We start from the raw sequence: 25,909 nt of genomic DNA on the forward strand, positions 1-25,909 counted from the left end.
CGACCAGGGCAATCCAGGGGCGGCCACGTGATTCCTTGGCTAGCACTCGTGCACATCCTGTTCACGAAGGTTATCCACAGGTGTGGATGGAATCGGGGGAAAACTCCATCGGGCTGCAGCTTGACGCCCACATCCTTACTCTCCCGGGGAATCTCACGACCGCATTCCTCAAATCACATGGCTGTAAGTTGTCCACACTGTGGAGAAGTTCTGTGGACGGAGGCCTTGTCCACGGGCCGGCAACAGACGCCTCGTGGCTGAGTTCCCCCAGGTTTTCGCGGGTTTATCTGCACGTGCGCGTCCCCAGCCCCCAGTTGTCCACCACCGGTGGATGAAGTTATCCACAGCTGTGGATCAAAACTGTGAGTATCTATGTCCACAGGTGCATATCGGGCCTGGGGAATACTCCGTACGCCCCTACTCCAGGGGATCTTTACCCCCCTCACGATGCCGTCGGTGCCCTGGCGGCCACCGAATCACATGCGTGTAAGTTGTCCACACTGTGCACAACCCCTGTGGGCAACCGTGGGTTACCCCCAACGCAGACGGGCCCCGCGCCGGCCTTCCCTGAGGGATGGATCGGTGCGGGGCCCGTGGGCAGACGGCGGCTCGAAGGCCGCGGCCGAGGGCGGCGCCAGGGCAGGTGGCCGAGGACGCCGGCGCGGTGGGTGGCTGCGGCGCTAACCGATGGCGCGTGCGCCGGTCAGGAGCGCATAGCTGACCCAGACGCTCACACCGCTCAGTGCGGCGGCCAGTACCAGGGTGAGCACCGCGTGATAGGCCTCCCTGGCCTTGAGCTTGCGCCCGCTGGCAAAGATGAATCCCAGCAGGATGCCGGTCACCAATCCGCCCACGTGGGCCTCCCAAGAGACCCCGGAACCGATCGTGAACCCGTACACCAGGTTGATCCCGAGGATCACGGCCATGGCAATGAGGTTCTGGCGATCCTTGCGCAGCTCCACCAGAAGCGCGCCGCCAATGGCGAAGATGCCGCCGGAGGCCCCCAACGTGGGGGTCAGCGGGTTGCCAAGCAGGGCAACACCCACCGTTCCGCCCAGGACCCCGACCAGGAAGATGGCGGCGAAGCGCCAATGCCCCACCACCGGTTCAAGAGCGCGGCCAAGGAACCACAGGGAGAGCATGTTCATGGCCAGGTGCAGCGAGAGAATGCTTGAGTCGTCGTGCAGGAAGCCCCCGGAAAGGAGCCGCCAGGGTTCCAAGTAGAGATAGGGCGTGTAGTCCAGCAGCAGCTCCGTCAGGCCGGGTACCACCAGCTGGAGTCCAAACATCACCACGCACAAGCCAATGATGGAGTAGGTCACCAGGAGCGGACGCTGCCGGATAGCGACTCCGTTGCTTGACCGCACCGTGGGGATGCGTTCCTGGCCCTGGCGCACGCAGTCAACACACTGCACACCCACGGGCGCCGGGCGCTGGCACTCCACACACGCCGGCCGGCCGCAGCGCTGGCAGCTGATGTAGCTCACACGGTCCGGGTGCCGTGGGCAGACGGGCGGGGCATCGTGAGCGGGGACGTGGCCGCCGTAGGGCTGGTTCATCCGTGATTCCTTGAGGCAGAGGGCCGGGGAAGTGGTGTCCCCGGTGGGGAGACCACAAGGGCGGCCCCAGCACTCAGGCTGGGACCGCCCCTAGAGCGAGGTCGGGTTGGCTCAGACAGCCTCGACGTCGATGGAAGAGATGACGACGTCTTCCAGGGGCTTGTCGCGACCGTCGGTGGCGACGGCGTTGAGGGAGTCCACGATGGCGCGTGAGGCGTCATCTGCCACCTCGCCGAAGATGGTGTGCTTGCCCTGCAGCCAGGTGGTGGGCACGGAGGTGATGAAGAACTGCGAGCCGTTGGTGCCGCGGCCCATGCGGATGCCGGCGTTGGCCATGGCCAGCTTGTACGGCGCGACGAAGTCGAGATCGGGGTTGATCTCATCGTCAAACGCGTAGCCCGGGCCGCCGATGCCCTGGCCAAGCGGATCGCCGCCCTGGATCATGAAGTCCTTGATGATGCGGTGGAAGATGGTGCCGTTGTAGAGCGGCGTGCCCTCGCGCTGCTCGCCGGTGGCCGGATCCACCCAGCTGCGCTCGCCCGTGGCCAGGCCAACGAAGTTCTCTACGGTCTTGGGCGCGTGATTGCCAAAGAGGTTGATGACGATGTCACCCTGCGTGGTGTGGACAGTTGCCTTGTGCGTGGGAATAGCAGTCATGGCTTCATTCTTTCATGTGGACCCTGAATGCGGCCTGCCCGAAACCTTCGCGGACAGTGAACATCACCAACATGGCGCTTTTCGCATGCAACCCACAGAACGGGGCGATAGTCTGACGGGAAGACCGGAATGAAAGGGTGGAGACCTGTGCATAACAAGAACACCGTGGCTCGAGACGTTCAGAAGAGCGTCGCCGAGACCGTTGAGAACGTCAAGGAGTGGGCTGCACCTCGCGTCCACGCCGCAGCCGAGGCCCTCTCGCAGGGCTACGAGCAGGTGGCTCCGAAGATTCAGGAGGGTCTGGACGCGGCCCGCGACAGGGCCGAGGACCTGGTTGAGCGGGTGCAGGAGAACGCCGCTCCCAAGCTCCAGGAGCTCAGCGACAAGGCCTCAGAGGTGGGCAAGCAGGCCAGCGCCACCATGAACGACGTCGCGGGGACAGTTCGCGAGAAGGCTGACCAGGGCACTGCCCAGGTTGCGGCGTTCGCCAACACTGCGAAGGCAGACGCCACGGCGGCCGCCCGCAACGCTGTCAGCGACGCGAAGAAGGGGGGCACCAAGGTGTCCAAGAAGGTCAAGGTCTCCAAGCGTGACCTGAAGAAGCAGGCCGCGAATGCCTCGAAGGCCGCCAAGCAGGCAGCCGCAGAGGCCACCGCACGCGCCAAGGGCAACAAGAAGAAGAATGGTGGCAAGAAGTTCTTCCTCTTCGTGCTCTTCTCTGGCCTGGTCGCCGGCGGCATCGCCATCTGGCGTGCATCCAAGCCGGTGGAGGACCCGTGGAAGAACCCCGCACAGCAGGATCCGGCCCCGCAGGCCGCCTCCAAGCCGGCAGGCCAGCAGGCTTCCACCACCGCTGAGGTCAAGGACAAGGTGGCTCAAGCTGCCGCCGAGACCAAGCAGAACGTCACCGAGGCCAAGGACGCAGTTAAGGCGAACACCGCCGACGCAGCCAAGGACGCCGGTGCCAAGGCCGAGACTCGCTCGCAGACGGCCGACCAGAAGGTTGCAGAGGCCAAGGATTCCGCGGCCACCGCAGCCAAGCACGTGGCGGAGAAGACCGAAGAGGTGGCCAAGGCCGCCGCTGACAAGGTCACCGAGGCCAAGGGCAACGTGGCAGCCGCCGCCAAGGACGCCGGCCAGAAGGTGGAGTCCGCCACCGAGCAGAACAAGACGCAGGCACCCAAGCCGGGGCCCGCAGCGAAGTAGCTTCACCCAGTAGGGAGCTGCACCGGAAGGGGCGGCGCCGCGGGACTCTTCCCGCGGCGTCGCCCCTTCCGTTTCCCGGTGTCCGCGCGATCCAACGGGTCAGAACGCAGCAGGCTCACAACGCGCCAGGCACACAACGCATCAGGCACACAACGCATCAGGCCCCGGACCAAATGGTCCGGGGCCTGATGTTTTCGGTGGAGGTAAGGGGATTCGAACCCCTGACCCCCTGCTTGCAAAGCAGGTGCGCTACCAACTGCGCCATACCCCCGAGCTGGAAATCCCTACCGCTCGCTGTGCTCAACGCGATCTGTTGCGGTGTTCCAGGAGGCCTTGTTCTTGGCCCTCTCCTGATACCACCGATAGCCAGCAATACTCCCGGCTGTGGCCAAGGCCATCAATACCAGCTTCTTCATGCGGCTCACCTCGTGAGTAGGTGATAGTGGGTTCCGTGGGCGTACCAAGACTTGAACTTGGGACCTCTTCGTTATCAGCGAAGCGCTCTAACCGCCTGAGCTATACGCCCTCACCGTCCCCGAGGGGACTCCTTAACTTTACTGGAAGAGGCGCGCGGTTCCAAATCGGGACCACGCGCCTCTTGCCGGTGCCACAGGGGCCCGGAGTGCCTCAGAAATCAGTCGTCGGTCAGCGTCACAGAGATGCCACCGACCAGCCCGGAGGCCAGGTTGTAGATGAAGGCTCCCACCATGGACAGCGCGGAGAGCAGCACCACGTTCACCACGGCGATGATGACGGCGAAGCTGGTCACCTGGCTCACCGACACGTAGTTCTTCACGTCAAAGACCTGCTGCTGGTTCGGCAGAACCTCTGCGACCAGGTCGTTGATGCGGGTGAACACCCCAGAGACGTCGAAAATGGTCCACAGCAGCACGCCGGCCACGACGGTGATGACACCGAGCGCCACGGAGAGCAGGAAGGCCATCTTCAGCACGGACCAGACGTCCACCTTGGAGACAAGCAGGCGGGCCTTGCGGACCTTTGCCTTGGGCGCGGGGCGGACCAATCCGGCCTGTCCCTTAGCCTGCTGTGCTCCCTTAGGCTGCTGGCCCTGCGCTCCCGCTGGGCGGGTGGCCGGGCGCTGCTGCTGGGCTTGCCGAGCCTGCTGCGGGGCCTTCTGCTGGCCAGTTCGCGGCGGGGTCGCCGGGCGCGCTGATGCGGTGCGGGGCTGCTGCTGCGGCGCGCGGCCCCTGCCTGCACCCGGCGTGTTGGGCGTACTCACTCGTTGCCTCCGTGGTTCTGCTGATCGGGCTCAACGCTCGCCTCAGCGACGACGTTGGTGCCCATGTCCTCGGCTACTGTACCGTCCTCCGCCTGGGAACTGCCTGCATCGGGGCCGCCCTCCGCGTCCTCCGGGGCCTCTACCAGCGCCACGAGACCGCGCTCAGAGTTCTTGGCGACGGCCAAGATGCGGTCCTTCTTATCCGGCTTGGCAAAGATCACGCCCATGGTGTCGCGGCCCTTAGCGGGCACCTGATCCACCGCTGTGCGGACCACCTTGCCAGAGGCCATGACCACCAGAACCTCATCATCCGGCTGCACAATCAGCCCGCCGACCAGCTCTCCGCGATCCTCGGGAAGCTTGGCCACCTTGATGCCCAAACCGCCGCGACCCTGCACGCGGTACTCGTCCACGGGGGAGCGCTTGGCAAAGCCGCCATCCGTCACCGTAAAGACGTATGAGTCTTCCGTCACCACGTCGGCGGCCAGCAGCTCATCTCCCTCACGGAACTTCATGCCGGTCACACCTGAGGTGGCGCGGCCCATGGGGCGCAGCGCCTCATCCGAGGCCGTGAAGCGCACCGACTGGCCCAGTTTGGAGACCAGAATCAGGTCATCCTCCTCGGAGACCAGGCTCGCGGAGACCAGCTCGTCGCCATCGCGCAGATTGATCGCGATCACGCCGGCGGAACGGTTGGTGTCGTATTCGCTCAGGCGCGTCTTCTTCACCAGGCCGTTTCGGGTGGCAAGGGCCAAGTACGGGGACTGCTCGTAGTCACGCAGCGCCAGCACCTGCTGGATCTTCTCATCCGGCTGGAATGCGAGCAGGTTGGCCACGTGCTGGCCCTTGGCGTCGCGCCCGGCCTCTTGCAGTTCGTAGCACTTCACGCGATAGACGCGGCCAAGGTTGGTAAAGAACGCAAGCCAGTGGTGGGTGGTCGTCACAAAGAAGTGCTCGACGACGTCGTCCCCCCGCAGCTGGGCGCCCTTGACTCCCTTGCCGCCGCGGTTTTGCGAGCGGTAGTTATCGCTGCGGGTGCGCTTGACGTACCCGCCGCGGGTGATGGTGACCACCATCTCCTCTTGCGGGATCAGGTCCTCCACGGACATGTCGCCATCAAAGCCGCGCACGATCTCGGTGCGGCGGTCATCCCCATAGCGATCAACGATCTCCGCGAGTTCGTCGGAGATGAGCTCACGCTGGCGCTCGGGAGAGGCCAGGATCTCCTTGTAGCCCGCGATCTCGATCATGAGCTGGTTGTAGAGATCCTGGATCTTCTTGCGCTCCAGGGCAGCGAGCTTGCGCAGCTGCATGTCCAGGATGGCGTTGGCCTGATCGTCGTCGATCTCCAGGAGGTTCTTGAGCCCCTCGCGGGCCTCTTCAACCGTGGGGGAGCGGCGGATCAGCGCGATGACCTCATCCAGGGCATCCAGGGCCTTGAGCAGGCCGAGCTGGATGTGCGCCAGCGCCTCCGCCTTGTTCAGGCGGAACTGGGTGCGGCGGACGATGACGTCCATCTGGTGGTTGACCCAGTGGCGGATGAAGGCGTCGAGGGAGAGTGTGCGGGGCACACCATCCACGAGCGCCAGCATGTTCGCTGAGAAGTTCTGTTGCAGCTCGGTGTGCTTGTAGAGGTTATTCAGCACCACCTTGGCCACGGCATCGCGCTTGAGCACAATCACCAAGCGCTGGCCCGTACGGCCAGAGGTCTCATCGCGCATGTCCGCGATGCCCTGGATCTTGCCGTCCTTGACCAGCTCGGCAATCTTGATGGCCAGGTTGTCAGGGTTGGCCTGGTAGGGCAGCTCGGTGATGACCAGGCAAGTGCGTCCCTGGAGCTCCTCCACGTCCACCACGGCGCGCATCGCAATGGAGCCACGGCCGGTGCGGTAGGCGTCCTCAATCCCCTTGCGCCCCAAGATGCGGGCGCCCGTCGGGAAGTCGGGGCCCTGGATGCGCTGCAGCAGCGCCTCCAGCAGTTCCTCGCGGCTTGCCTCCGGGTTCTTCAGCGCCCACTGCACGCCGTCCGCGACCTCGCGGAGGTTGTGCGGCGGGATGTTGGTGGCCATGCCCACGGCGATGCCGGCTGAGCCATTGACGAGCAGATTGGGGAAGCGCGCCGGCAGGACCGTGGGCTCCATGGTCTTGCCGTCATAGTTTGGCTTGAAATCCACGGTGTCCTCGTGGATGTCTCGCACCATCTCCATGGCCAACGCGGCCATCTTGGTCTCCGTGTAACGCGGCGCCGCTGCGCCGTCGTTGCCGGGGGAACCAAAGTTGCCCTGGCCGGAGGCCAACGGGTAGCGCATGGTCCAGTCCTGGACCAGGCGCACCAAGGTGTCATAGATCGCCGTGTCGCCGTGGGGGTGATAGTGACCCATGACCTCGCCGACTACACGGGCACACTTGTTGAAGCCGCGATCCGGGCGGAAACCGCCGTCGTACATCGCGTAGATCACACGGCGGTGCACGGGCTTGAGCCCGTCACGCACGTCCGGCAGGGCGCGGCCCACAATGACGGCCATGGCGTAATCCAGGTAGGACTGCTGCATTTCTTTCTGCAGGTCAACCTGGCTCACCTTGTCGATGATCGCGCCCTCAAGAGGCTGATCCTCACGCGGCTCGGCCCCGTCCTGGGGCTGCTGCTCGTCGCTCATGCTGGGAAGTTCCTCACGTCTTGGTCAGGGAAGTTCATGGGGGCGGAGCTCCGCCGAGGTGACGCCGCCCGCCCAGTGCGGAAGGGCGGCGTCGGGCTGGATCAGATGTCCAGGAAACGCACATCCTTGGCGTTTTGCTGAATGAAGTTACGGCGGGCCTCAACGTCCTCGCCCATCAGCACGCTGAAGACCTGATCCGCTGCCGCCGCGTCATCCATGGCGACCTGCTTCAAGGTGCGGTGCGTGGGGTCCATGGTGGTGTCCCACAGCTCGCTGTAGTCCATCTCCCCCAGGCCCTTGTAGCGCTGGATTCCGTTGTCCTTGGGCAGGCGCTGGTTGTTCGCGGCGCCCTTGGCCATCGCGGCATCCTTCTCGGCGTCCGTATAGACGTAGTCGTGAGGAGCGTTGGACCACTTGATCCGGTACAGCGGTGGCTGTGCCAGGTACACGTGCCCGTGCTCAATGAGCGGGCGCATGAACCGGAACAGAACCGTCAGCAACAACGTGGTGATGTGCTGGCCGTCAACGTCGGCATCTGCCATGAGGATGATCTTGTGATAGCGCAGCTTGGAGAGGTCAAACTCCTCGCCAATGCCGGTGCCGAAGCCAGTGATCATGGCCTGCACCTCTGCGTTGCCCATGGAGCGATCCAGGCGGGCGCGCTCCACGTTCAGGATCTTGCCGCGCAGCGGGAGGATGGCCTGGGTGCGGGGATCGCGGCCGCGCTTGGCGGAGCCGCCGGCCGAGTCGCCCTCCACCAGGTAGACCTCGCACTCGCGGGGATCCTTAGAGGAGCAGTCAGAGAGCTTGCCGGGCATGCCGAAGGTCTCCAGCGGAGACTTGCGGCGGGCGTGATCGCGAGCCTTGCGGGCTGCCAGGCGGGCCTGTGCGGAGAGCAGTGCCTTGCGCACCACGTCCTTGGCCGCGACCGGGTTGCGCTCCAGCCAATCCCCCAGGCCGTCATTGACGACGCCCTGAACAAAGCCCTTGGCCACGGAGTTACCCAGCTTGGTCTTGGTCTGGCCCTCAAACTGGGGCTCACCCAGCTTCACGGAGATCACGGCGGTGAGACCCTCGCGGATGTCATCTCCCGTGAGGTTCTCGTCCTTCTCCTTGAGGAGGTTCTGATCCTTGGCGTAGCGGTTGATCAGCGAGGTCATGGCCGCACGGAAGCCCTCCTCGTGCGTGCCACCCTCATGGGTGTTGATCGTGTTGGCGTAGGTGTGCACCGACTCTGAGTAGGCGGTGGTCCACTGCATGGCAATCTCCACGGAGATGGACTTGGCCGTGTCCTCTGCCTCAAACGCGATGACGTCCGGGTGGATGAGCTCCACCTTCTTGGCGGAGTTGAGGTGCTTGACGTAGTCCAGCAGCCCGTCGTCGTACTTGTAATCCACCATGCGGTGGCGCGGGACGGCGGTCTCCACGTTCTCATCGTCAGAGGCCACCTCCTCGCCGTCTTCCTCCAGCACCCGCTCGTCCGTCAGGACGATGCGCAGGCCCTTGTTGAGGAAGGCCATCTGCTGGAACCGGGCGCGCAGCGTCTCAAAGTCAAAGTCGACCGTGTCGAAGATGTCCGGATCGGCATAGAAGGTCTGGCTGGTGCCGGTCAGATCCGTGGCCTCGCCGCGGGTGAGTGACTTGGACACGTTGCCGCCGTTGGCGAACTCCGCCTCCCACTCGTAGCCCTGCCTGCGAACCTTGGTGACCACCCGGCGAGAGAGAGCATTCACGACGGAGATACCCACGCCGTGCAGGCCGCCGGAGACCGCGTAACCGCCGCCGCCGAACTTGCCGCCGGCGTGCAGGATCGTCATGACGACCTCCACGGTGGGCTTGCCCTCGGTGGGGTGCATGTCCACGGGGATGCCGCGACCGTTATCCACCACGCGCACGCCGCCATCCTGCTGCAGCGTGACGTCAATGGTGTCGCAGTAGCCGGCCAGGGCCTCGTCAACAGAGTTGTCCACGACCTCGTACACCAAGTGGTGCAGGCCGCGCGGGCCGGTGGAGCCGATGTACATGCCGGGGCGCTTGCGCACGGCCTCGAGTCCCTCAAGGACGGTGATCGCCGAGGCGCCGTACTCTTCGGTGACCTTGCCGCTGCCGACGTTGCCGTTCCCGGCGTGGGTCTGAACCTCTGAAGGCTCCTGCCCCGTGGGCTCCTGCGGTGTGTGCTGGTTGTTTTCAGTCACGGGTGTTCCGGGCTCCTTGCGCGCAGAATCGTGGACAGTGTTCGCGAAGGCGATTCTGACGTGCCCCGCACGAACTACCCCAGTCTACCGCCAATTGCCCCAAAAAACCGCGTTCCACGCCACGGGATACATCGTGAACGGCCCAGAATCCATGCTCAAACGCCCGTGCCTCCCCATCCGGCCGATCAGCCTCTCAGGGCCTCTCTCCCCGTGGAGGGCAAAATAGGCTCTTGGAGAGAGCCGCCCGACGGCGTTTACCCGTAGGTATCGCGCGGACCGCGGCCACCCTGCGCGGTGCGCAGCCCGCGTTTCCAGCTGGGACCGGCCGGGCCAAGCACCTGGATGGTGGTGACCACGCCGTGGCCCACCGCCGCGTCAAAGCGTTTGAGCAGATCATGCTGCATGAGGCGCAGCTGCGTGGCCCAGGCAGTGGAATCGCAGCGGACCACCACCGTGCTGTTCTCGTAACTCTCTGGAACGGCGTGGGCCGCCACCTCTGAGCCCACAATCTCTGACCAGCGGGCCAAAACGGAGCCCACCGCCACGGGCTCACTCCAGCCGCGAGAGCGCATCAGGTTGTTCATGAGCCGCGAGAGACCAACCGGGTCCCGTCCCTCGTCGTCGCTCGCGGGGCCCGCCATGCGGCCCTCACGGCTGGCGGCTTTGCGAGACTCCGCCTTTCGACGCGCGCGTTCCACCTGGGCTGCGCCGCGACGGACCTCGCCCTTTTCTTGGGCCAGCCTGCGCATGCGTTGCAGTGCCACTCGCGGGGCATCCGCATCCGCCAACGTGGGCTCACCCGGCAGATTTTCAGGGCGTTCCTCCGGCAACAGATTCCCCTTCGCATCATGCGTGAGGGAGTCCTGCGGGTCCGGCCGGGGGAAGACCAGGTCCTCGCCGCTCATGAAGCAGGCTCCTCGCCAATCCAGCCCGGCCCCACGGCAATGAGGGTTGCCTCCAACTCCTGAGGCACATCCTCACGCACCGCCGCGGTCACGATCACCTGCTCTGCCTGCGCCACCGCCGCCACCAGCTTGGCGCGACGCCGCGTATCTAACTCGGCGAAAACGTCGTCGAGCATCAGCACCGGACGCGCGGCGTCCGCCGGATCATCCTCCGTCAGCACGGCGTAGGAGGCCAGGCGCAGCGCCAAGGCCATGGACCAGGTTTCCCCGTGGGAGGCAAAGCCCTTGGCCGGGGCCGGCCCCAGTCCAAGCAGAATGTCGTCGCGATGCGGGCCAACCAAGGTCACCCCGCGCTCCATCTCGCGCTGGCGGGCGCCCTCCATAGCCTGGAGCATGAGGGCCTCCAGCTCGGGAAGTCCCGCCTGAACCAGGCGCTCATCCGCCACCGGCCCGCCGGCCACACCCACCGTGTCCGCATCAGCGGTCACCGTACTCAGATAGCGAGCGGTGGCGGGCTTTGACCCGTCCGTCAGCGAGGCGTAGGCCGCCTCAAGGTGCGGGGCAATCAGGCCAAGAACGTGCACGCGATTGCGCAAAACGCGCGCGCCAGCCGCGGCCAGGTGTGTATTCCACACCTCCAGGGTGGACGCGAAGGCATCGTTAAAACGCCCCCCGGCCCTGGCGGATTTCAGCAGAGCGTTGCGCTGCTTGAGCACCCGGTCATAGTCCGCGCGCACCGCACCCTGATCCGGACGAAGCTGCACCACCAGGTCGTCAATGAAACGCCGCCGCGAACCCGGATCTCCCTTGACCAGCTCAAGATCCTCTGGCGCAAACAGCACGCTTCGCACCAGGCCAAAGGCCTCCTTGGCGCGCACATGGTTGGAGCGATTGATCCGTGCGCGGTTGGCGCGCCCCGGGATAATCTCCAGTTCGACGCCGGTGGCTTGGGTTCCCCGGTGCACCCTGGCGGACACGAGGGCGCGCTCCTGCCCAAAACGCACCAATGGGGCATCGTTGGGAACGCGATGCGATCCCTGCGTTGACAGGTATCCCAACGCCTCAACGACATTGGTTTTGCCCACGCCGTTGGGTCCCACCAGCACGCTCACGCCCGGGCCAAGCTCAAGCTCTGCCCGGGCGTAGCTGCGGTAGTCCAGCAGGGTTACGTGGGAGACGTACACCGGGAGGAGATGCCTCCTTAGGCTTTCTTCACCGCGTGGCCACCGAACTGGTGACGCAGGGCAGAGACCATCTTCAGCTGCGGCGAATCGGTATCCCGCGAGGCAAAACGCGCGAAGAGGGACGCGGTGATGGCCGGCATCGGCACGGCCTCCGCGATGGCCTCTTCCACGGTCCAGCGGCCCTCTCCGGAGTCCTCCACCCACGGCGCAACGCCAGCCAGATCCGGGTTCTCCTCGAGCGCGTTGACCAGCAGATCAAGCAACCAGGAGCGCACCACGGTGCCCTTTTGCCAGGCCTTGAACGTGCCGGGCACGTCCTTGATGATGTCCTTGCGCTCCAGCAATTCATAGCCCTCGGCGTAAGCCTGCATCAGGCCGTACTCGATCCCGTTGTGCACCATCTTGGCGTAGTGCCCGGCGCCCACGGCACCCACGTGCACAAAGCTATCTTCCCGCTCACCCTCAGGGCGCAGCGCGTCGAAGACGGGCATCAGCTCGGCAACGTCCTTGTCGGAGCCACCCACCATGAGGCCGTAACCATTCTCCAGACCCCACACGCCGCCGGAGACGCCGCAGTCCAGGAAGCGCAGGCCCTTGGCCGTCAGTTCCTGGGCGTGGCGCTCGTCATCGGTAAATCGTGAGTTGCCGCCGTCGATGATGAGGTCACCCTCGGAGAGCTCGTCGGAGAGCGAGGCGATGACGCTATCGGTGATCTGGCCCGCGGGAACCATGACCCACACGGTGCGTGGGGTGGGCAGCGCCGCGACAAGCTCCTTGACCGTGGCCACATCGGTGACCTCGGGGTTGCTGTCGTAGCCGGTGACCTCCACGCCGCCGCGGCGCAACCGCTCGCGCATGTTGCCGCCCATCTTGCCCAAACCAATCATTCCGATGTGCATCGTGTTCCCTTCGCTGAACTGAGATGAAGAGGCCCCCGCAAACGTGCGCGGGTCAGAAGAAGCCAGGGCCGTTCTGGGCCCCAGGATCAGGAATTAGGCAGGCGCACCGGCATGACGAGGTAGCGGTAGGCCTTGTCGTCCTCGCCGGATTCCTCAGCCTGCGCGGTCAGCATGGCCGGCTTGGGCGCAGAGGTGAAGGAGAAGCGCACAAACTCCGAACCAAACGCGGCCAGACCCTCTGAGAGGTAGGCGGGGTTGAAGGCGACGGTGATGTCTTCGCCGTCCAGCACCGTCTCGATGCTTTCCTCTGCCTGGGCGTCCTCGCCGGTGCCGGCGTCCAGGGCCACCTGGCCCTGCGTGAACTGCAGGCGAACCGGGGTGTTGCGCTCCGCCACGACGGAGACGCGGCGCACGGCCTCGGTCAGGGAGGAGGTGCGCACGGAGGCGTGGATGGGGGAGTTCTCCGGGAAGAGGGCCCGAATCTTGGGGTAGTCACCATCCACCAACAAGGTGGTGGTGCGGCGGGCGCCGGAGGAAAAGCCCATCAGGTCCCCGTTGGCAGAGAGAGCGAGGGTCAGGTCACCGGAGCTGCCCAAGGTCTTGGCCACCTCGTTGAGGGTGCGGGCCTTGACCAGGGTGGAGGTCTGAACGCCCGGGTTAGCGGGGCGCCAGGAGAGTTCACGCAGGGCCAGGCGGTAACGATCCGTGGCCAAGAGGGTCATGTTGTCATCATCAAACTCGACCTTGATGCCGGTCAGGATCGGCAGGGTGTCGTCCTTGGAGGCTGCGACGATGACCTGGCTGACGGCGTTGGCGAAGGCCGCGCCGTCCACGACGCCGAGGATCTCCGGCTGGGCCGGGAGCTGGGGGTAGTCCGCCACTGGCATGGTCGCAAGGTGAAAACGAGCTCGGCCGCAACGGACCTGCACCTTTGACCCATCAGTTTCCACCGTGACGGAGGACTGGGGCAGATTGCGAGAGATCTCGGCGAGGAGCTTGCCGGAGACCAAGATGGTCCCCTCTTCCTCGATCTGCGCCTCAATCTCCAGGTGCGCGCTGGTCTCGTAGTCAAAACCCTCTAGCGTGACGATGCCCTGTGAAGCCGTGATGAGAATGCCTGCCAAAACGGGGGAGGCGGGGCGCTGGGCCAGGGACCTGGCGGTCCAAGTGACCGCCTCGGTGAGGACGTCGCGCTCAACGCTGAACTTCACGGAAGGGCCACCTTTCGCCAGCTTTCAACCCGGCATGGAGAGGTCTTGGTCAAAACGCAAGCCTACCCGCCTCTTGGTAGGTCGAATTTTGCCTGTGGGAAAGCTGCGGTGAACGTCACGCAAACGCTCCTGTTGGAGGCCTTGAGGAGGCAGAGATGAACGTGTCCGGGGTACCCGACTGGGGCCGAAGGTTCATTGTTGTTTGGTGTATGAGGGAAGAGTAGGAGTGTTAGTAACCGCTGTGGATACTGTGGATAAGTGCTTCTGACGGTGCTGGAGCACCAAAAATGCCTGTTGATGAAATGTCGATAGTCGTCGGTGGGGTTCGCTCACTGCTGTGGACGAAGGAGGGCGTTTTCCACACCGTCCACAGGCAAGGCACCTCTGTGCACAGCTTGTCCCCCTCCTGTCCACCGACTTATCCACCGGCGGGCAACATCAGTCCCGGTGCTGCTGCTTGATCTTGTTGGTCAGCTCGGTGACCTGGTTGAAGATGGCCCGGCGCTCTGCCATGAGCTCGCGAATCTTGCGATCGGCATGGATCACCGTGGTGTGATCGCGGCCGCCCATCATGTCCCCGATCTTGGGCAGCGACATGTCCGTGAGTTCACGCAAGAGGTACATGGCGATCTGCCGAGCCGTGACCAGCGTGCGAGTACGCGACTTTGAGTTGAGCTCGTCGATGGTGAGCTCAAAGTACTCAGCGGTGCTGGCGACGATGGACTGCGGGGTGATGACCTGGGAATCCTCATCCGAGATCAGATCCTTCAACACTCGCTCCGCCACCTCCATGGTCACGGGCTGACGGTTGAGGGAGGCGTAGGCGGTGACTCGAATGAGGGCGCCCTCCAGCTCGCGGATGTTGGTGGAGATCTTGGAGGCGATGTACTCCATCACGTCATCCGGGGCGGAGAGGCCCTCCGACTGGGCCTTCTTGCGCAAAATGGCGATGCGCGTCTCCAGCTCCGGCGGCTGAATATCGGTGAGCAGGCCCCACTCGAAGCGCGAGCGCATACGGTCCTCGAAGCCGGAAAGCTGCTTGGGGGGCAGGTCTGAGGTGATGACCACCTGCTTGTTGTGATTGTGCAGCGCGTTGAAGGTGTGGAAGAACTCCTCCTGCGTGGCGTCCTTGTTCGCCAGGAACTGGATGTCATCGATCAGCAGGATGTCGACGTTGCGGTAGGTCTGCTTGAAGCTGGTGCCCTCATCGTCACGGATGGAGTTGATGAAGTCATTGGTGAACTCTTCCGAGTTCACGTACCGCACCCGGATGCCGTGATAGAGGTGCCTGGCGTAGTGACCAATGGCGTGCAGCAGGTGCGTCTTGCCCAGCCCAGAACCGCCGTAGATGAACAGCGGGTTGTACGCCTTGGCCGGGGCCTCGGCGACAGCCACGGCCGCGGCGTGGGCAAAGCGGTTGGACGAGCCGATCACGAACGTGTCAAACACATACTTGGGATTGAGGCGGCCAAACTCCGTGGAGGTGGACGGCGGCCCCGGCTGCGGCATCTGCGTACGGGCGTGGGGGACCGGGTGGTGCAGCGGCTGATCATCCACGGGCTCAGGGCTGGAGACCTGGGGGCGCTCGTCGGAATCCGGGCGGGCAACGTTCTCCTTGGGGGAGTCCTGGGCCAGGTCCGCGTCGATGCTGAAAGCGCAGAGGATGTCGTGTCCAAAGACCGCACGCAGGGCGTCATCCAGCGGTGTCTTGAGCTGTGACTCAAAGATTTCCCTGGCCAGTTCGCTGGGAACCGCAAGCAGGAGCGTGGATTCCATGAGCCCCAGGGGCTGGGCCAGCACCACAAATCCGCGCTGGCGGGGGGTCACACGGTCATCCATCTCCAGCGTTCGCACGACCTGGCGCCAGGCGCTCCCCACGCTGTTCGACTGATCCGAGCTCACGTTTCCCTGACTTTCTTCGGGAACGGTCCCGACACCACCGCCGGGCCCCGACGTACTCCCTAACGGTACCTGTCATCCCCAGGGTTATACACAGGCGTGGATAGAGTTGGGGAGAACCCAGCCCCGGGATCTCGCGTATCCCCAAAGTTGTCCCCAAGGTGTGGATAATATTGATGAACAGGGAGTGGATATTCAGAAATCGCGGCGCCGGCCGTGACATCAGGGGCTCACATGGTGTGTGATGCCCCACGCCGGTTTGACCCCTGCCCTCCCTCTCGTCTACCGTTGTTTAGTCCCATGCAGTGATGTGGAGGTACTCACGTACCCACACATTGGTGCGCGGATGCCCCGCCGGGGCAGCCGAAGGGACCCCAGAACAGATGCATCACCTCCCGTTCTTCTCTTATGTGCCGGGACGGGCGATGCCCGAGAACGACGTCATGGAGTGAACACCGTGAGCAAGCGGACTTTCCAGCCGAACAATCGCCGCCGCGCCAAGAAGCACGGTTTCCGCCTTCGCATGCGGACCCGTGCAGGCCGCGGCATTCTCTCGACCCGCCGCGCCAAGGGCCGCAAGGAACTCTCGGCCTGATTCGGTTCCGGCGTCTTGACGCCGGCACCGTGACGACGAAGGTCACATGCTGCCCCGCGAACACCGTGTGCGCGATGGCCGTGAACTGAACAACATCGTGCGTTCCGGCACCCGAAAAGGGTGCCGGAACTTCGTCGTCTCTACGATCGTTCATCCTGGTGGAGAGAACGGACCAGCGCGGTTCGGTTTCATCGTCTCCAAGAAGGTGGGCAACGCGGTGGCCAGGAATGTGGTGAAGCGGCGGCTACGCGAAGCGGCCTGGCAACAGATCTCGGCCGGCTTCACCGGTGCCGATGTGGTGGTGCGCGCCCTGCCCGCCTCAGCACGTGCGCCGTATGCGGCGCTGGCCAAGGACCTTGACCAAGGGATGAGACGGCTCAGGCCAACGCAGCCCTCCGCGCCGACTCCAGTGGCAGAGACCGCAGAGTGAGCGCCCACCAGCATCCCGATGCGGCGGGGGTGCCCATCGAAGAGGTGGTGCGCCTGATGGGACCGGCCCCCGTTGCGCCCCCTGAGGACGTACCACCCACGCCATGGTGGCGGCACCTCGTGGATGTTCCGCGAAACCTCTTGATCGGCTTGCTCAAGCTCTACCGTCTGATCATCTCGCCGCTGTATGGGCAGGTATGCGGATACTTTCCCAGCTGCTCTGCCTACGGGTTAGAAGCAGTCACGGTCCACGGGGCGGTGAAGGGCAGCTGGCTGACCGGGCGCCGCATCTTGAGGTGCAACCCTTGGTCGCAGGGCGGCATCGATCCGGTCCCTCCCGGTCGGCGGATTTGGCCTGAGGGCCATGCACCAAAGATCATTGAGCTTAACCATCCCCCTCTTTCCGAGACACAGCCTGCCGCGTCAGCGGCCCGAGGAGCGTAGTTCCCCATGCCAGAACCAATTCTGTGGCTTTTGACACCTTTCCGGTGGGTCATGTCATGGCTACTGATGATCTTCCATGAGGGATTCACCTTCCTTGGACTTGACGCCGACTCGGGATGGACCTGGACGCTGGCCATCATCTTGGTGACCGTGGGCGTTCGTGCCGCACTGATCCCCATCTTTGCTCGCCAAATCCGTGCGCAGAGGGCCATGCAGGCCCTACAGCCGGAGCTGCGCAAGCTGCAGGCTAAGTACAAGGGCAAGAAGGACCAGGTCTCCCAGCAGGCCATGCTCGCGGAGCAGCGAGCGCTGTTCAAGAAGCACAACACGGGCATGTTCTCCTCATGCTTGCCGCTGCTGATCCAGATGCCGTTCTTCTTCTCGCTGTACACGGTGCTCTCCAGCACCTCCAAGGCCAAGGGCGAGAATGTCGGCATCGCCGCTTTGACCCCGGATCACGTGCGCAGCTTTGATGACTCCTCGATTTTTGGTGCCCGTCTCTCTGACACCTTCCTGAACACCCTTAATTCGGGTGGCCCCACCAACATGTCCGTCATCGTGGTCGCCCTCGTGATGATCGTTCTCATGGTGGCATCGCAGTTCTACACGCAGCGTCAGCTGATGACGAAGAACATGACCCAGGAGGCCCTCGAGGGCCCCTTCATGCGTCAGCAGAAGATGATGATGTACATCCTGCCGCTGGTGTTCGGCGTCGGTGGTATCAACTTCCCGATCGGCCTGCTCATCTACTGGACCGCCTCCAACATTTGGACGCTGGGTCAGCAGATGTGGGTCATCAAGTACAACCCGACCCCGGGCTCGCTGGCGGAGAAGGAGCTCAACATCCGCCGCAAGGCCAAGGGCCTTCCGCCCATCGGGCAGAAGAAGGGTGCCGCTGAGACCGTGGTGGAGGAGGCCGAGCAGGCCAAGTCCAAGCGCACGCAGCCTCAGCGCAAGAACCGGAGGAAGAAGTGACGAGTACCCCGGAGCAGCCCCAGGAAGACCCAGTGATGGGTCAGGAGCCCAGCGAGACAGAACCTAGCGAGTCGGAGCCTGCGGCGACGACGGAGGCGGGCGGGGAACAGGCCGGCGACGAGGCCTCGGCTCAGTCCAAGCTGGATGAGGAGGGGGACGCTGCGGCGGACTACCTCGAAGAGCTGCTGGACATCGCTGACCTGGACGGCGACATCGACATCGAGGTGAAGGGTGGGCGCGTCTACGTCTCCATCTCCTCCGAGGAGGGCACCTCCAGCTTGGAGAGCCTGGTGGGCCAGGACAGCGCCACGTTGGAGGCTCTGCAGGAGCTGACGCGTTTGGCAGTCCTCTCCAGCACCGGGCAGCGCTCGCGTTTTGTGTTGGACATTGATGGTCACCGCGCCCGCCGGGCAGACGCCCTGAAGGTGATCGTGGGCGCCGCCATTGCCTCGGTGAAGGCTGACGGGGAGTCGGTGGCGCTGAAGCCGATGAGCGCCTACGAGCGCAAGATGGTCCACGACCTGATTGCCGAGGCAGATCTGGTCTCGGACTCAGAGGGTGAAGGCCCCCAGCGCCACGTCGTCGTCCACGCCTCCGAGGACTGAGCGCATGGCTGACCAAGAGATGCAACGCCCGGGGGAGGGCCCAGAAGGGCCAAGGATCGACGCCGCGTTGGTTGCGGTGCCTCCCGAGGAGGCACCGCGTCCCACGGAAGCCGAACTCGGCGCCGTCGAGCATTATTTTGGTGACCGTGCCGAGCTGGCTCAGCGCTATGTGGGCCACCTTGCCTCCAGCGGAATTGAGCGGGGGCTGCTTGGCCCGCGCGAGATTCCGCGGCTGTGGAGCCGGCACGTCCTGAACTGCGCCGCCGTGGCGGATGCGATCCCGCAGGGAGCCCTGGTGGCGGATATCGGTTCCGGTGCGGGTCTTCCTGGGATCGTTCTGGCGCTATCGCGCCCCGACCTCATGATGGTGCTGGTGGAGCCGCTGGAGCGGCGATGCCAGTGGTTGGATGAGGTCGTGGAGGACCTTGGGCTTGAATCCCGCGTGGATGTGGTCAGGGCCCGGGCAGAGCAGATGGTGGGGCAGATCGATGCCGACGTGGTGACGGCGCGCGCCGTCACTGCCCTGCGGACCCTGGTCCCGCTGACCCTGCCGCTCATCAGCGGCACCGGAGAGCTGGTGGCCTTGAAGGGACGCAGCGCCGAGCTGGAGATTGAGAAGGCTCAGAAGATCATTCGGAAATACAAGGGGCACGACGTCCGCGTGGAGACGCTGGGGGAGGGGTTTCTGGAGGAGCCCACCACGGTGGTTCGCATCGCCGTGGGGTGACGCCGTACCGAGAAGTCAGTGCCCACAACCCGCCGTCACGGCGGGGCGTGGGCACTGTCGTCCCTGGACGATAGACTTCTCAAGTCCGCGTCCGCGGCCGGCATGACTCCGTGCAGCGGAAGCACAGCGACAATCACGAAGGACGGCATGGACCAGCACCTCGGGAACGGCAAGCAGCAGGAGCCCCACGGGCGGCGCCGTGGCCGTCAGCGCCCCCTGGCCAGGCCCAAGCAGACCCGGTACATGACCGTCAGCAACCAAAAGGGTGGCGTGGGTAAGACCACCACCACGGTCAACATGGCCGCCGCCCTCGCCAAGTCCGGTTTCCAGGTCATGGTGATTGATATTGATCCGCAGGGTAACGCGTCAACGGCCCTGGGGATTGATCATCACTCCGACGTGCCTTCCGTGTATGACGTGCTGATCAATGACCGGCCCATGGCAGAAGTAGTGGCGCCGTGCCCGGACGTAGAGAACCTCATGGTGGCCCCGGCAACGATTGACCTGGCCGGCGCCGAGATTGAGCTGGTGGCACTCGTCGCCAGGGAGCAGAGATTGCACCGGGCGCTGGGGGAGTACGAGAAGCATCGCGCCGCCCAGGGCCAGCCGCGCCTGGACTACGTGTTGATTGACTGCCCACCCTCGCTTGGATTGCTCACCGTGAATGCTTTTGTTGCTGCACGGGAAGTCCTGATTCCCATCCAGTGCGAGTACTACGCGCTGGAGGGCCTCAGCCAGCTACTCAAGAACATCCAGATGATTCAGAAGCACCTGAACTCGGATCTGGTGGTCTCCACCATCCTTTTGACGATGTACGACGGCCGGACCAATCTGGCTGCTCAGGTAGCTGACGAGGTCCGGGCGCATTTTCCCCAGGAGGTGCTGGCCTCGGTCATTCCTCGCAGCGTGCGCATCTCAGAGGCGCCGTCGTATCAGCAGTCCGTGATCACCTACGACCCGACGTCGACCGGCGCGCTGGCGTACCTCGAGGCCGCCGCGGAGATGTCCAGCCGCTAGTCAGTACCGTGGGCGCCTGCTCCCCGTTGGGGGGCAGGCGCTTTTCTGTGGGCCGTTGGGTAGTCGAGGAAGCGGAAAATCAGATCATCAAGGTTCTACGCTTTCCTTGCTTGCTCATTCTTAGCCAGCGCGTCAGAGACTGCACGCTCACCTGACGTGGGCTGGAGGTAGGGCAAGAGGGCAGGCTTGAGCGTTAGCTAACGATGCTCCGGGTGCGGTCTCAGTGTCTCCTTGCGTTGAGCCGTGGTGTTGCCCTCCGGAGGTAGACGCAGCTCGGGGTGCAGGGCGGTGCTCACAGCTCGTGGAAGAACCCCACCCCCAGACTTGTGGACAGGAATGACTGTGCTGTGCATAACTCTGGGGTGTGGGTTGGATTCCCGCGAGATCTCGGGGTTTTTGAGCGTGCACTGCCATGTGGGTAACTGTGCTGTCATGTGGACAACCATCGCTTCCGTGGGGAACTGATGCGCCGTCATCAAGCGAGAGCGTGACGCTTCCTGGTTCCCCGGCCGGCCCCCCAGTGCCCGCATGGGATTGCGTGTGCTTGATCAGGCGGATGGGTCACGGCGTCCCTCGGTGTCTCGGGAGGAGTGCCCGACCGCCCGGCAGGACCCGGGTGGTCGACATCGGCTCGGCGAGGCCTCATCGACGTTGGCAAGCCTGATGCGCCTTCAGTGTCTACTGGCCGTTGCCCTCGGGTCTCCGTCCGTTTCCATGAGGCCAGCGGCCGGGGGTGCCGCCCTCCGGGGAGTACGGGAGGTGCAGAGGTGGGTGGGGCGCCCGGGGCCGGGTGGAAGTGTGTGGCCGTACGTGGCCGTACTTGGCGATGGGTGGCGGTGGGTAGCGGTGGGTAGCGGAGGTCGTGCGCTGAGACCGCTGATCCTTGGATCGGTGTTTCACGTGAAACATGTTGGGGATGAGGCGCAGTCACGTGGTGCGGCCCTTGTGGTGCGCGTCAACGCCGTGCCGAATCCAGCGACGCTCTGGTTCGCACTGCTACGTCAGTGCATGAAGACGAGTCAGGACGGGCGTAAGCCGCGCCCATCAGGTCTCAGGGGCCTCAGGGGTCCTGGGGGATTGAGAGAGCTCATGATGCCGGGCTAGGACTGTTGAGATGCTCGGCTCGCTCCTGACGCCCTCTGAGGACGCACGTATGGGGCTGACACGATGCCCTGGACCGTCTGGACCGTCTGGACCGTCTGGACCGCCTGGACCGCCTGGACCGCCTGGACCGCCGGGTTCCCTGGAGACTGTGGGCGCCTGGGAACCTGTGGTGTCTGTGGCTGTCAGCTGGTCATGTCCAACGATGGGAGGCGATGGCGAGGACGGAGTCCAGCGCTACTGAAGAGAACTGGGCGGGACCGAACGCGACTGAACGCGGCTGCGGGTGATTGCAGCGGTAGTACGCGGTCGTGCGGGGCTGTGCGGGGCTGTGCGGGGTCGAGCGGGGCTGTGCGGGGTCGAACCTCCGGCGTGTGTCCGAGCCTCGTTGGCGGTGATGGGCGCGTGGGTCATTCTGGTGCGGAGCTAGGGCAGATGGCTTACTCGTCCCAATGCTGAGGTACCGCGCGTGCGGGAAGCGAGCCCTGAAGCCGAGCCGGATTGGAGTGGCGATGATGGAGGTCCCTGGCAAGAGCGCGCCACGCCGCCAGTTTCCGGTGGACTGTCCCGATACTCCCTGCGGGCTCGGGGGCGGTTCAGGGGGTCTCTGCCCCCAGAGGTACGGAGTTGCGCTAGATTGGCTTCCCGAGCAAGCATTAGCAGTTTAACGACATCACATTTGGCCGCCGGGATTTTCATGGCTGGAACGAAGAGATGTCCCTCCTGGCTAACGAGGCCCTCTCGCCGGCCCCATGTTTCACGTGAAACAAAGGCGTGTTTAGCGTGACGCGAGCGGCGCCCACACGTTAGCGAAGATCACCCGCAGTGCTACGGCGGTGATGTTTCACGTGAAACACACGCATAGTTCGCGGTGACAAAGGGTCATGCTGAGTCATGACAGCGGGTGGCGCGAACTGGTGGGGCGACTACCATAGAGAGAGCATCATTTTTGTCTTGAAAGGACGTCATGGCGGAGAAGCGTAGGGGTCTGGGACGCGGCTTGGGGGCCCTCATCACGAGCGCGCCCTCGGAAGCGGAACCGGCGGCCCCGCAGGAAACGAAGCCAGTGGCTGCTCCTAAGCCAGCTCGCAAGAAGCCGGTATCGTCGACGACGAGTAGTCAGCCGCGCACGTCCGTATCTGCTGGTGTAGTTGCTGCCCGATCCGCGGCTAAAGCGTCCTCCGCAGCGAAGGCAAAGAAGGCCCGTCCCGCGGATATGTTCTTTGCCTCCACGGCGGATGACAGCCCTCGCAAGCCGGTTCCGGACGTCCTGGGCCAGCGGAAGGCGAAGAGTTCAGAGCCGGTGGAGGACCTGGTGGAGGTGCCCGGGGCGTCTTTCCGTGAGGTGAAGCTCTCCGACATTCATCCCAACCGCAAGCAACCCCGTTCTGTCTTCGATGAAGAAGAGCTGGACGAGCTGGTTCGGTCTATTCGTGAGGTGGGTCTGCTCCAGCCCATCGTGGTCCGGCCGTCCCGTGAGGACGACGGTGTCGCCTACGAACTCGTCATGGGCGAGCGGCGCTGGCGCGCTTCTCAGGCCGCGGGACTCAAGGTTATCCCGGCCATCGTTCGAGAGACAGACGACTCAGATCTCCTCCGTGACGCTCTGCTCGAGAACCTTCACCGTTCTCAGTTGAATCCATTGGAAGAAGCGGCGGCCTATCAGCAGCTCCTGACCGAGTTCGATTGCACGCAGGATGAACTTTCGCTTCGCATTGGACGTAGTCGTCCGCAGATCAGTAATACGATCCGGCTGATGCGTCTGCCGGCTCTGGTGCAACGACGTGTGGCTGCAGGCGTGATTTCGGCCGGCCACGCCCGCGCACTTCTCGCCTTGGACGAGGTAGAAGAGATGGAGCGACTCGCGCAGCGAATCGTCAATGAGGGGCTCTCCGTTCGCGCCACGGAGGAACTGGTCGCTTTGGCGCAGGGTGCTGCTCCGAAGACGTCCCGCCGCCGGCAGGCGGAGCCGCAGCGGCATGAGCGTCTCGACTTCCTCGCGAGCAATCTCCAGGACCGCCTGGATACCAACGTCAAAATCACGTTGGGAGCCCGCAAGGGCAAGGTGCAGATCGACTTCGCCACCGTGGAAGATCTGAACAGAATCATGGAACTGATCAGCCCCGACGCTTCAGCAACTTAGTCGAGTCTTGTGATGGCAGCCGGCACCTCCCTTCCGGGAAGTGCCGGCTGCTTTGTGTTTCACGTGAAACATGATCAAGGCACCAGTGATGCGGGCGCATGATCACCACGCGTTCTTTCTATGCGACAGCGATTCCGGTGACGCGGTCACCGGCCGAAACCGGCACGACACGCATGTTTCACGTGAAACGGCGCGGTGCGTCGGCGGCAACAATAGGACCGATCGTCGCGGGCAGTTCGTCCCGGAGCCAGCGCTGACAGCGGGGAGCCAGGACCCCTGGGCCGCCGGTAGTGCTCATGAGCCAGGGGGCCGCTGGACCGGCTTCTGATCCGTTCCGGCCCCCACGGCGAGGAAATGTGGGGCCAGCGACCTGAGCTGGAGCGCACGTTGAAGGCAAGGGCGGAGGAGAAGCCAGCCTCAGTACGATAAAGCGGCCCTGTAAGCGTTTCTGCTTGACATTCTGCGGATGCGACGCCGATGGACTGGTCAGAGCACGCGGGTCCAGCGCTCCTGGTGCACGACGCCCATCCGATGCAGCCTCAGAGCCTCAGAGCCTCAGAGCCTCAGGGCCTCGCAGGTGCCGCCGAGCCGCCGAGCCGCCGAGCCAGCGACGTCGATACCGACCAGGCCCCAGGGCCACTGAGGGGCTCCTGGGGAGCCGTGGAGACAAAGCAAGGGCCGCCGCCAACCTTTCGGCTGACGGCGGCCCTTGTGGGGAGCTGCACCTGCTCTGTGGGCTACCTCAAGGGATGAGCCGGACAGGGTGGTGGTCTCGCGAGACTCAGAGGTACTCGGCGAACTCCTTCTCGATGATCTGCTTGGGCTTGGCGCCGATGGAGGTGGCGACGTGCTCGCCATCCTTGAAGACGTAGACGGCGGGGATGGAGGTGATGCCGTACTTGGCGGCGATCGCCTGGTTCTCGTCCACGTCCACCTTGACGACCTTGACCGAGTCATGCTCCTGGGCAATCTGGTCCAGGATGGGGCTCAGCATGCGGCAGGGGCCACACCACTCGGCCCAGAAGTCCACGATGACCGGCTTGTCTGACTGAAGAACGTCGGCCTCGAAGGATGCGTCGGTGACTGCGTTGACATTGCTCATGTTCTTGGCTCCTGCAGTAAAGGGGAATCAGTGGAAGTTGGTAAAACCGAGCACCGCGATTAGGCGGAGACGCTGCTGTTCTCCGCAGCGGCGGACGCCTCTTCGTAGACCGGCACGGCCGCGCCAAGGAAGTGCTCAACGTCGAGCGCAGCCACGCAACCCGAGCCGGCCGCGGTGACTGCCTGGCGGTAGGTGGGATCCAGCACGTCGCCCGCGGCGAAAACACCAGGCAGGTTGGTGCGGGAGGAACGGCCCTCAACGGCGATGGTTCCCTCGGCAGTGATGTCCACCTGGCCCTGCACCAGCGCGGTGCGGGGGTCGTTACCGATCGCCACAAAGACGCCTGTCGCGGCCAGCTTGCTTTCCTCGCCGGTGACCAGGTTGCGCAGGAGCACGCCGTCCACCTTGGCATCTCCCAGCACGTCCGCGACCTCGGAGTTCCAAACGAACTCGATCTTGGGGTGTGCCATGGCGCGGTCCGCCATGATCTTGGAGGCGCGCAGCGACTCGCGGCGGTGAACCACGGTCACCTTGGAGGCAAACTTGGTGAGGAAGAGTGCCTCTTCCATGGCGGAGTCGCCTCCGCCCACCACCACAATGTCCTGCTCGCGGAAGAAGAAGCCATCGCAGGTGGCGCACCAGGACACCCCGTGACCGGAAAGGCGGGTCTCGTTCTCCAGGCCAAGCTCGCGGTAGGCGGAGCCCGTGGCGAGGATGATGGAGCGCGCGCGGTGGATGGTCCCGTCAAGAAGGATGACCTTCTTGATCTGCCCCTCCAACTCCACGGCGGTGGCGTCCTCATACAGCAGCTCGGCGCCAAAGCGCTCGGCCTGCTGCTGCAGGTTGGCCATGAGCTCGGGGCCCATGATGCCCTCGGGGAAGCCCGGGAAGTTCTCCACCTCGGTGGTCTTCATGAGCTCACCGCCCGTCTCCACGGAGCCGGCGATCACGAGCGGCTTCAGGTTGGCACGCGCCGTGTACACCGCAGCGGTATAACCCGCGGGGCCGGAACCGACGATGATGACGTCGTGAATGGTGTCGCTCTCGATTGCGGGCACGATGCCTGCCTTCCTTTCGCACCACGGTCTGATCCGCGGCTATCTCTCTGGGCTGTATAACCAGCCCAGGCGTGTTGCTATTCCCGGGCCCAGGGGCACCG

At 64.3% G+C, this 25,909-nt stretch carries 22 protein-coding genes and 2 tRNA genes; 9 read left to right on the forward strand and 15 right to left on the reverse strand.

Features of this window, described 5'->3' with window-relative positions; translation table 11 throughout:
* Nucleotides 1–680: 680 nt before the first annotated feature.
* Both DWQ67_RS07500 and DWQ67_RS07505 read right to left on the reverse strand, forming a co-directional pair.
* On the reverse strand, nucleotides 681–1,559 hold the full coding sequence (locus tag DWQ67_RS07500; RefSeq protein ID WP_121484989.1) for a rhomboid family intramembrane serine protease: 879 nt from the start codon (nucleotides 1,557–1,559) through the stop codon (nucleotides 681–683).
* Nucleotides 1,560–1,670: 111 nt separating this feature from the next.
* Nucleotides 1,671–2,216: a peptidylprolyl isomerase gene (locus DWQ67_RS07505; RefSeq protein ID WP_121484990.1), complete on the reverse strand. Its 546-nt coding sequence runs from the start codon at nucleotides 2,214–2,216 to the stop codon at nucleotides 1,671–1,673.
* Nucleotides 2,217–2,363: 147 nt separating this feature from the next.
* Between DWQ67_RS07505 and DWQ67_RS07510 the strand changes: the two genes are divergently transcribed.
* Nucleotides 2,364–3,422, forward strand: coding sequence for a prolipoprotein diacylglyceryl transferase (locus DWQ67_RS07510; RefSeq protein ID WP_121484991.1), 1,059 nt, complete (start codon nucleotides 2,364–2,366; stop codon nucleotides 3,420–3,422).
* Nucleotides 3,423–3,620: 198 nt separating this feature from the next.
* Here DWQ67_RS07510 and DWQ67_RS07515 read toward each other — a convergent pair.
* The 11 genes from DWQ67_RS07515 to dnaA form a co-directional block, all read right to left on the reverse strand.
* Nucleotides 3,621–3,693, reverse strand: a tRNA-Ala gene (locus DWQ67_RS07515).
* 13 nt (nucleotides 3,694–3,706) lie between these two features.
* Nucleotides 3,707–3,838 carry a DLW-39 family protein gene (locus DWQ67_RS14025; RefSeq protein ID WP_233555975.1) on the reverse strand — a complete coding sequence of 44 codons (132 nt, stop codon included), beginning with the start codon at nucleotides 3,836–3,838 and terminating at the stop codon, nucleotides 3,707–3,709.
* A 36-nt stretch (nucleotides 3,839–3,874) separates the two neighbouring features.
* Nucleotides 3,875–3,948 (reverse strand) — tRNA-Ile (locus DWQ67_RS07520).
* 108 nt (nucleotides 3,949–4,056) lie between these two features.
* A complete protein-coding gene (locus DWQ67_RS07525) occupies nucleotides 4,057–4,662 on the reverse strand; it encodes a DUF3566 domain-containing protein (RefSeq protein ID WP_121484992.1) in 606 nt (201 codons plus the stop codon).
* Nucleotides 4,659–7,319: a DNA gyrase subunit A gene (gene gyrA, locus DWQ67_RS07530; RefSeq protein ID WP_121484993.1), complete on the reverse strand. Its 2,661-nt coding sequence runs from the start codon at nucleotides 7,317–7,319 to the stop codon at nucleotides 4,659–4,661. Before gyrA ends, DWQ67_RS07525 begins: the two co-directional genes overlap by 4 nt.
* Before the next feature lie 101 nt (nucleotides 7,320–7,420).
* Nucleotides 7,421–9,388 carry a DNA topoisomerase (ATP-hydrolyzing) subunit B gene (gene gyrB / locus DWQ67_RS07535; RefSeq protein ID WP_233556001.1) on the reverse strand — a complete coding sequence of 656 codons (1,968 nt, stop codon included), beginning with the start codon at nucleotides 9,386–9,388 and terminating at the stop codon, nucleotides 7,421–7,423.
* A gap of 380 nt (nucleotides 9,389–9,768) precedes the next feature.
* Nucleotides 9,769–10,419, reverse strand: coding sequence for a DUF721 domain-containing protein (locus DWQ67_RS07540; RefSeq protein WP_121484995.1), 651 nt, complete (start codon nucleotides 10,417–10,419; stop codon nucleotides 9,769–9,771).
* A complete protein-coding gene (gene recF, locus DWQ67_RS07545) occupies nucleotides 10,416–11,603 on the reverse strand; it encodes a DNA replication/repair protein RecF (protein WP_121484996.1) in 1,188 nt (395 codons plus the stop codon). The genes DWQ67_RS07540 and recF overlap by 4 nt, the downstream gene beginning before the upstream one ends.
* Before the next feature lie 17 nt (nucleotides 11,604–11,620).
* The gene (gnd, locus tag DWQ67_RS07550; RefSeq protein ID WP_121484997.1) at nucleotides 11,621–12,502 is read right to left on the reverse strand and encodes a phosphogluconate dehydrogenase (NAD(+)-dependent, decarboxylating); all 882 of its coding nucleotides are present in this window, start codon (nucleotides 12,500–12,502) and stop codon (nucleotides 11,621–11,623) included.
* Nucleotides 12,503–12,588: 86 nt separating this feature from the next.
* On the reverse strand, nucleotides 12,589–13,713 hold the full coding sequence (gene dnaN, locus DWQ67_RS07555; RefSeq protein ID WP_121484998.1) for a DNA polymerase III subunit beta: 1,125 nt from the start codon (nucleotides 13,711–13,713) through the stop codon (nucleotides 12,589–12,591).
* 438 nt (nucleotides 13,714–14,151) lie between these two features.
* Nucleotides 14,152–15,552 (reverse strand): chromosomal replication initiator protein DnaA, encoded by a 1,401-nt coding sequence (gene dnaA, locus DWQ67_RS07560; RefSeq protein ID WP_233556002.1) that lies wholly within the window; start codon nucleotides 15,550–15,552, stop codon nucleotides 14,152–14,154.
* Nucleotides 15,553–16,069: 517 nt separating this feature from the next.
* Here dnaA and rpmH point away from each other — a divergent pair.
* From rpmH to DWQ67_RS07600, 8 genes are all read left to right on the forward strand, one after another.
* A complete protein-coding gene (rpmH, locus tag DWQ67_RS07565) occupies nucleotides 16,070–16,207 on the forward strand; it encodes a 50S ribosomal protein L34 (RefSeq protein WP_121485193.1) in 138 nt (45 codons plus the stop codon).
* Between the two features lie 46 nt (nucleotides 16,208–16,253).
* On the forward strand, nucleotides 16,254–16,637 hold the full coding sequence (gene rnpA, locus DWQ67_RS07570; RefSeq protein ID WP_121485000.1) for a ribonuclease P protein component: 384 nt from the start codon (nucleotides 16,254–16,256) through the stop codon (nucleotides 16,635–16,637).
* Between the two features lie 56 nt (nucleotides 16,638–16,693).
* Nucleotides 16,694–17,080 (forward strand): membrane protein insertion efficiency factor YidD, encoded by a 387-nt coding sequence (gene yidD, locus DWQ67_RS07575; protein WP_121485194.1) that lies wholly within the window; start codon nucleotides 16,694–16,696, stop codon nucleotides 17,078–17,080.
* A 6-nt stretch (nucleotides 17,081–17,086) separates the two neighbouring features.
* The gene (gene yidC, locus DWQ67_RS07580; RefSeq protein ID WP_121485001.1) at nucleotides 17,087–18,055 is read left to right on the forward strand and encodes a membrane protein insertase YidC; all 969 of its coding nucleotides are present in this window, start codon (nucleotides 17,087–17,089) and stop codon (nucleotides 18,053–18,055) included.
* 35 nt (nucleotides 18,056–18,090) lie between these two features.
* On the forward strand, nucleotides 18,091–18,660 hold the full coding sequence (locus DWQ67_RS07585) for a Jag family protein (protein WP_121485195.1): 570 nt from the start codon (nucleotides 18,091–18,093) through the stop codon (nucleotides 18,658–18,660).
* Nucleotides 18,661–18,664: 4 nt separating this feature from the next.
* Complete coding sequence (gene rsmG, locus DWQ67_RS07590; protein ID WP_233555977.1) at nucleotides 18,665–19,387, forward strand: 16S rRNA (guanine(527)-N(7))-methyltransferase RsmG; 723 nt, start codon at nucleotides 18,665–18,667, stop codon at nucleotides 19,385–19,387.
* A 147-nt stretch (nucleotides 19,388–19,534) separates the two neighbouring features.
* The gene (locus DWQ67_RS07595) at nucleotides 19,535–20,404 is read left to right on the forward strand and encodes a ParA family protein (RefSeq protein WP_121485002.1); all 870 of its coding nucleotides are present in this window, start codon (nucleotides 19,535–19,537) and stop codon (nucleotides 20,402–20,404) included.
* A 2,068-nt stretch (nucleotides 20,405–22,472) separates the two neighbouring features.
* A complete protein-coding gene (locus DWQ67_RS07600; protein WP_121485003.1) occupies nucleotides 22,473–23,648 on the forward strand; it encodes a ParB/RepB/Spo0J family partition protein in 1,176 nt (391 codons plus the stop codon).
* 781 nt (nucleotides 23,649–24,429) lie between these two features.
* On the opposite strand, the gene trxA is transcribed toward DWQ67_RS07600, so the two are convergent.
* Together trxA and trxB are read right to left on the reverse strand one after the other, a co-directional pair.
* Nucleotides 24,430–24,750: a thioredoxin gene (gene trxA / locus DWQ67_RS07605; RefSeq protein WP_121485004.1), complete on the reverse strand. Its 321-nt coding sequence runs from the start codon at nucleotides 24,748–24,750 to the stop codon at nucleotides 24,430–24,432.
* Between the two features lie 59 nt (nucleotides 24,751–24,809).
* Nucleotides 24,810–25,811: a thioredoxin-disulfide reductase gene (trxB, locus tag DWQ67_RS07610; protein WP_407645802.1), complete on the reverse strand. Its 1,002-nt coding sequence runs from the start codon at nucleotides 25,809–25,811 to the stop codon at nucleotides 24,810–24,812.
* Between the last annotated feature and the right edge of the window lie 98 nt (nucleotides 25,812–25,909).

This window comes from Galactobacter caseinivorans, from assembly GCF_003640665.1.
In the GTDB taxonomy this organism is placed as follows: domain Bacteria; phylum Actinomycetota; class Actinomycetes; order Actinomycetales; family Micrococcaceae; genus Galactobacter; species Galactobacter caseinivorans.

What these genes read in the sequence shown, in the direction of transcription:
- DWQ67_RS07500 (WP_121484989.1), bottom strand. Translation starts at nt 1,559, where the DNA reads ATGAACCAGCCCTACGGCGGCCACGTCCCCGCTCACGATGCCCCGCCC.
- DWQ67_RS07505 (WP_121484990.1), bottom strand. Translation starts at nt 2,216, where the DNA reads ATGACTGCTATTCCCACGCACAAGGCAACTGTCCACACCACGCAGGGT.
- DWQ67_RS14025 (WP_233555975.1), bottom strand. Translation starts at nt 3,838, where the DNA reads ATGAAGAAGCTGGTATTGATGGCCTTGGCCACAGCCGGGAGTATTGCT.
- gyrA (WP_121484993.1), bottom strand. Translation starts at nt 7,319, where the DNA reads ATGAGCGACGAGCAGCAGCCCCAGGACGGGGCCGAGCCGCGTGAGGAT.
- DWQ67_RS07540 (WP_121484995.1), bottom strand. Translation starts at nt 10,419, where the DNA reads ATGAGCGGCGAGGACCTGGTCTTCCCCCGGCCGGACCCGCAGGACTCC.
- gnd (WP_121484997.1), bottom strand. Translation starts at nt 12,502, where the DNA reads ATGCACATCGGAATGATTGGTTTGGGCAAGATGGGCGGCAACATGCGC.
- dnaA (WP_233556002.1), bottom strand. Translation starts at nt 15,552, where the DNA reads ATGGATGACCGTGTGACCCCCCGCCAGCGCGGATTTGTGGTGCTGGCC.
- rnpA (WP_121485000.1), top strand. Translation starts at nt 16,254, where the DNA reads ATGCTGCCCCGCGAACACCGTGTGCGCGATGGCCGTGAACTGAACAAC.
- yidD (WP_121485194.1), top strand. Translation starts at nt 16,694, where the DNA reads ATGGGACCGGCCCCCGTTGCGCCCCCTGAGGACGTACCACCCACGCCA.
- yidC (WP_121485001.1), top strand. Translation starts at nt 17,087, where the DNA reads ATGCCAGAACCAATTCTGTGGCTTTTGACACCTTTCCGGTGGGTCATG.
- DWQ67_RS07585 (WP_121485195.1), top strand. Translation starts at nt 18,091, where the DNA reads ATGGGTCAGGAGCCCAGCGAGACAGAACCTAGCGAGTCGGAGCCTGCG.
- rsmG (WP_233555977.1), top strand. Translation starts at nt 18,665, where the DNA reads ATGGCTGACCAAGAGATGCAACGCCCGGGGGAGGGCCCAGAAGGGCCA.
- DWQ67_RS07595 (WP_121485002.1), top strand. Translation starts at nt 19,535, where the DNA reads ATGGACCAGCACCTCGGGAACGGCAAGCAGCAGGAGCCCCACGGGCGG.
- DWQ67_RS07600 (WP_121485003.1), top strand. Translation starts at nt 22,473, where the DNA reads ATGGCGGAGAAGCGTAGGGGTCTGGGACGCGGCTTGGGGGCCCTCATC.
- trxA (WP_121485004.1), bottom strand. Translation starts at nt 24,750, where the DNA reads ATGAGCAATGTCAACGCAGTCACCGACGCATCCTTCGAGGCCGACGTT.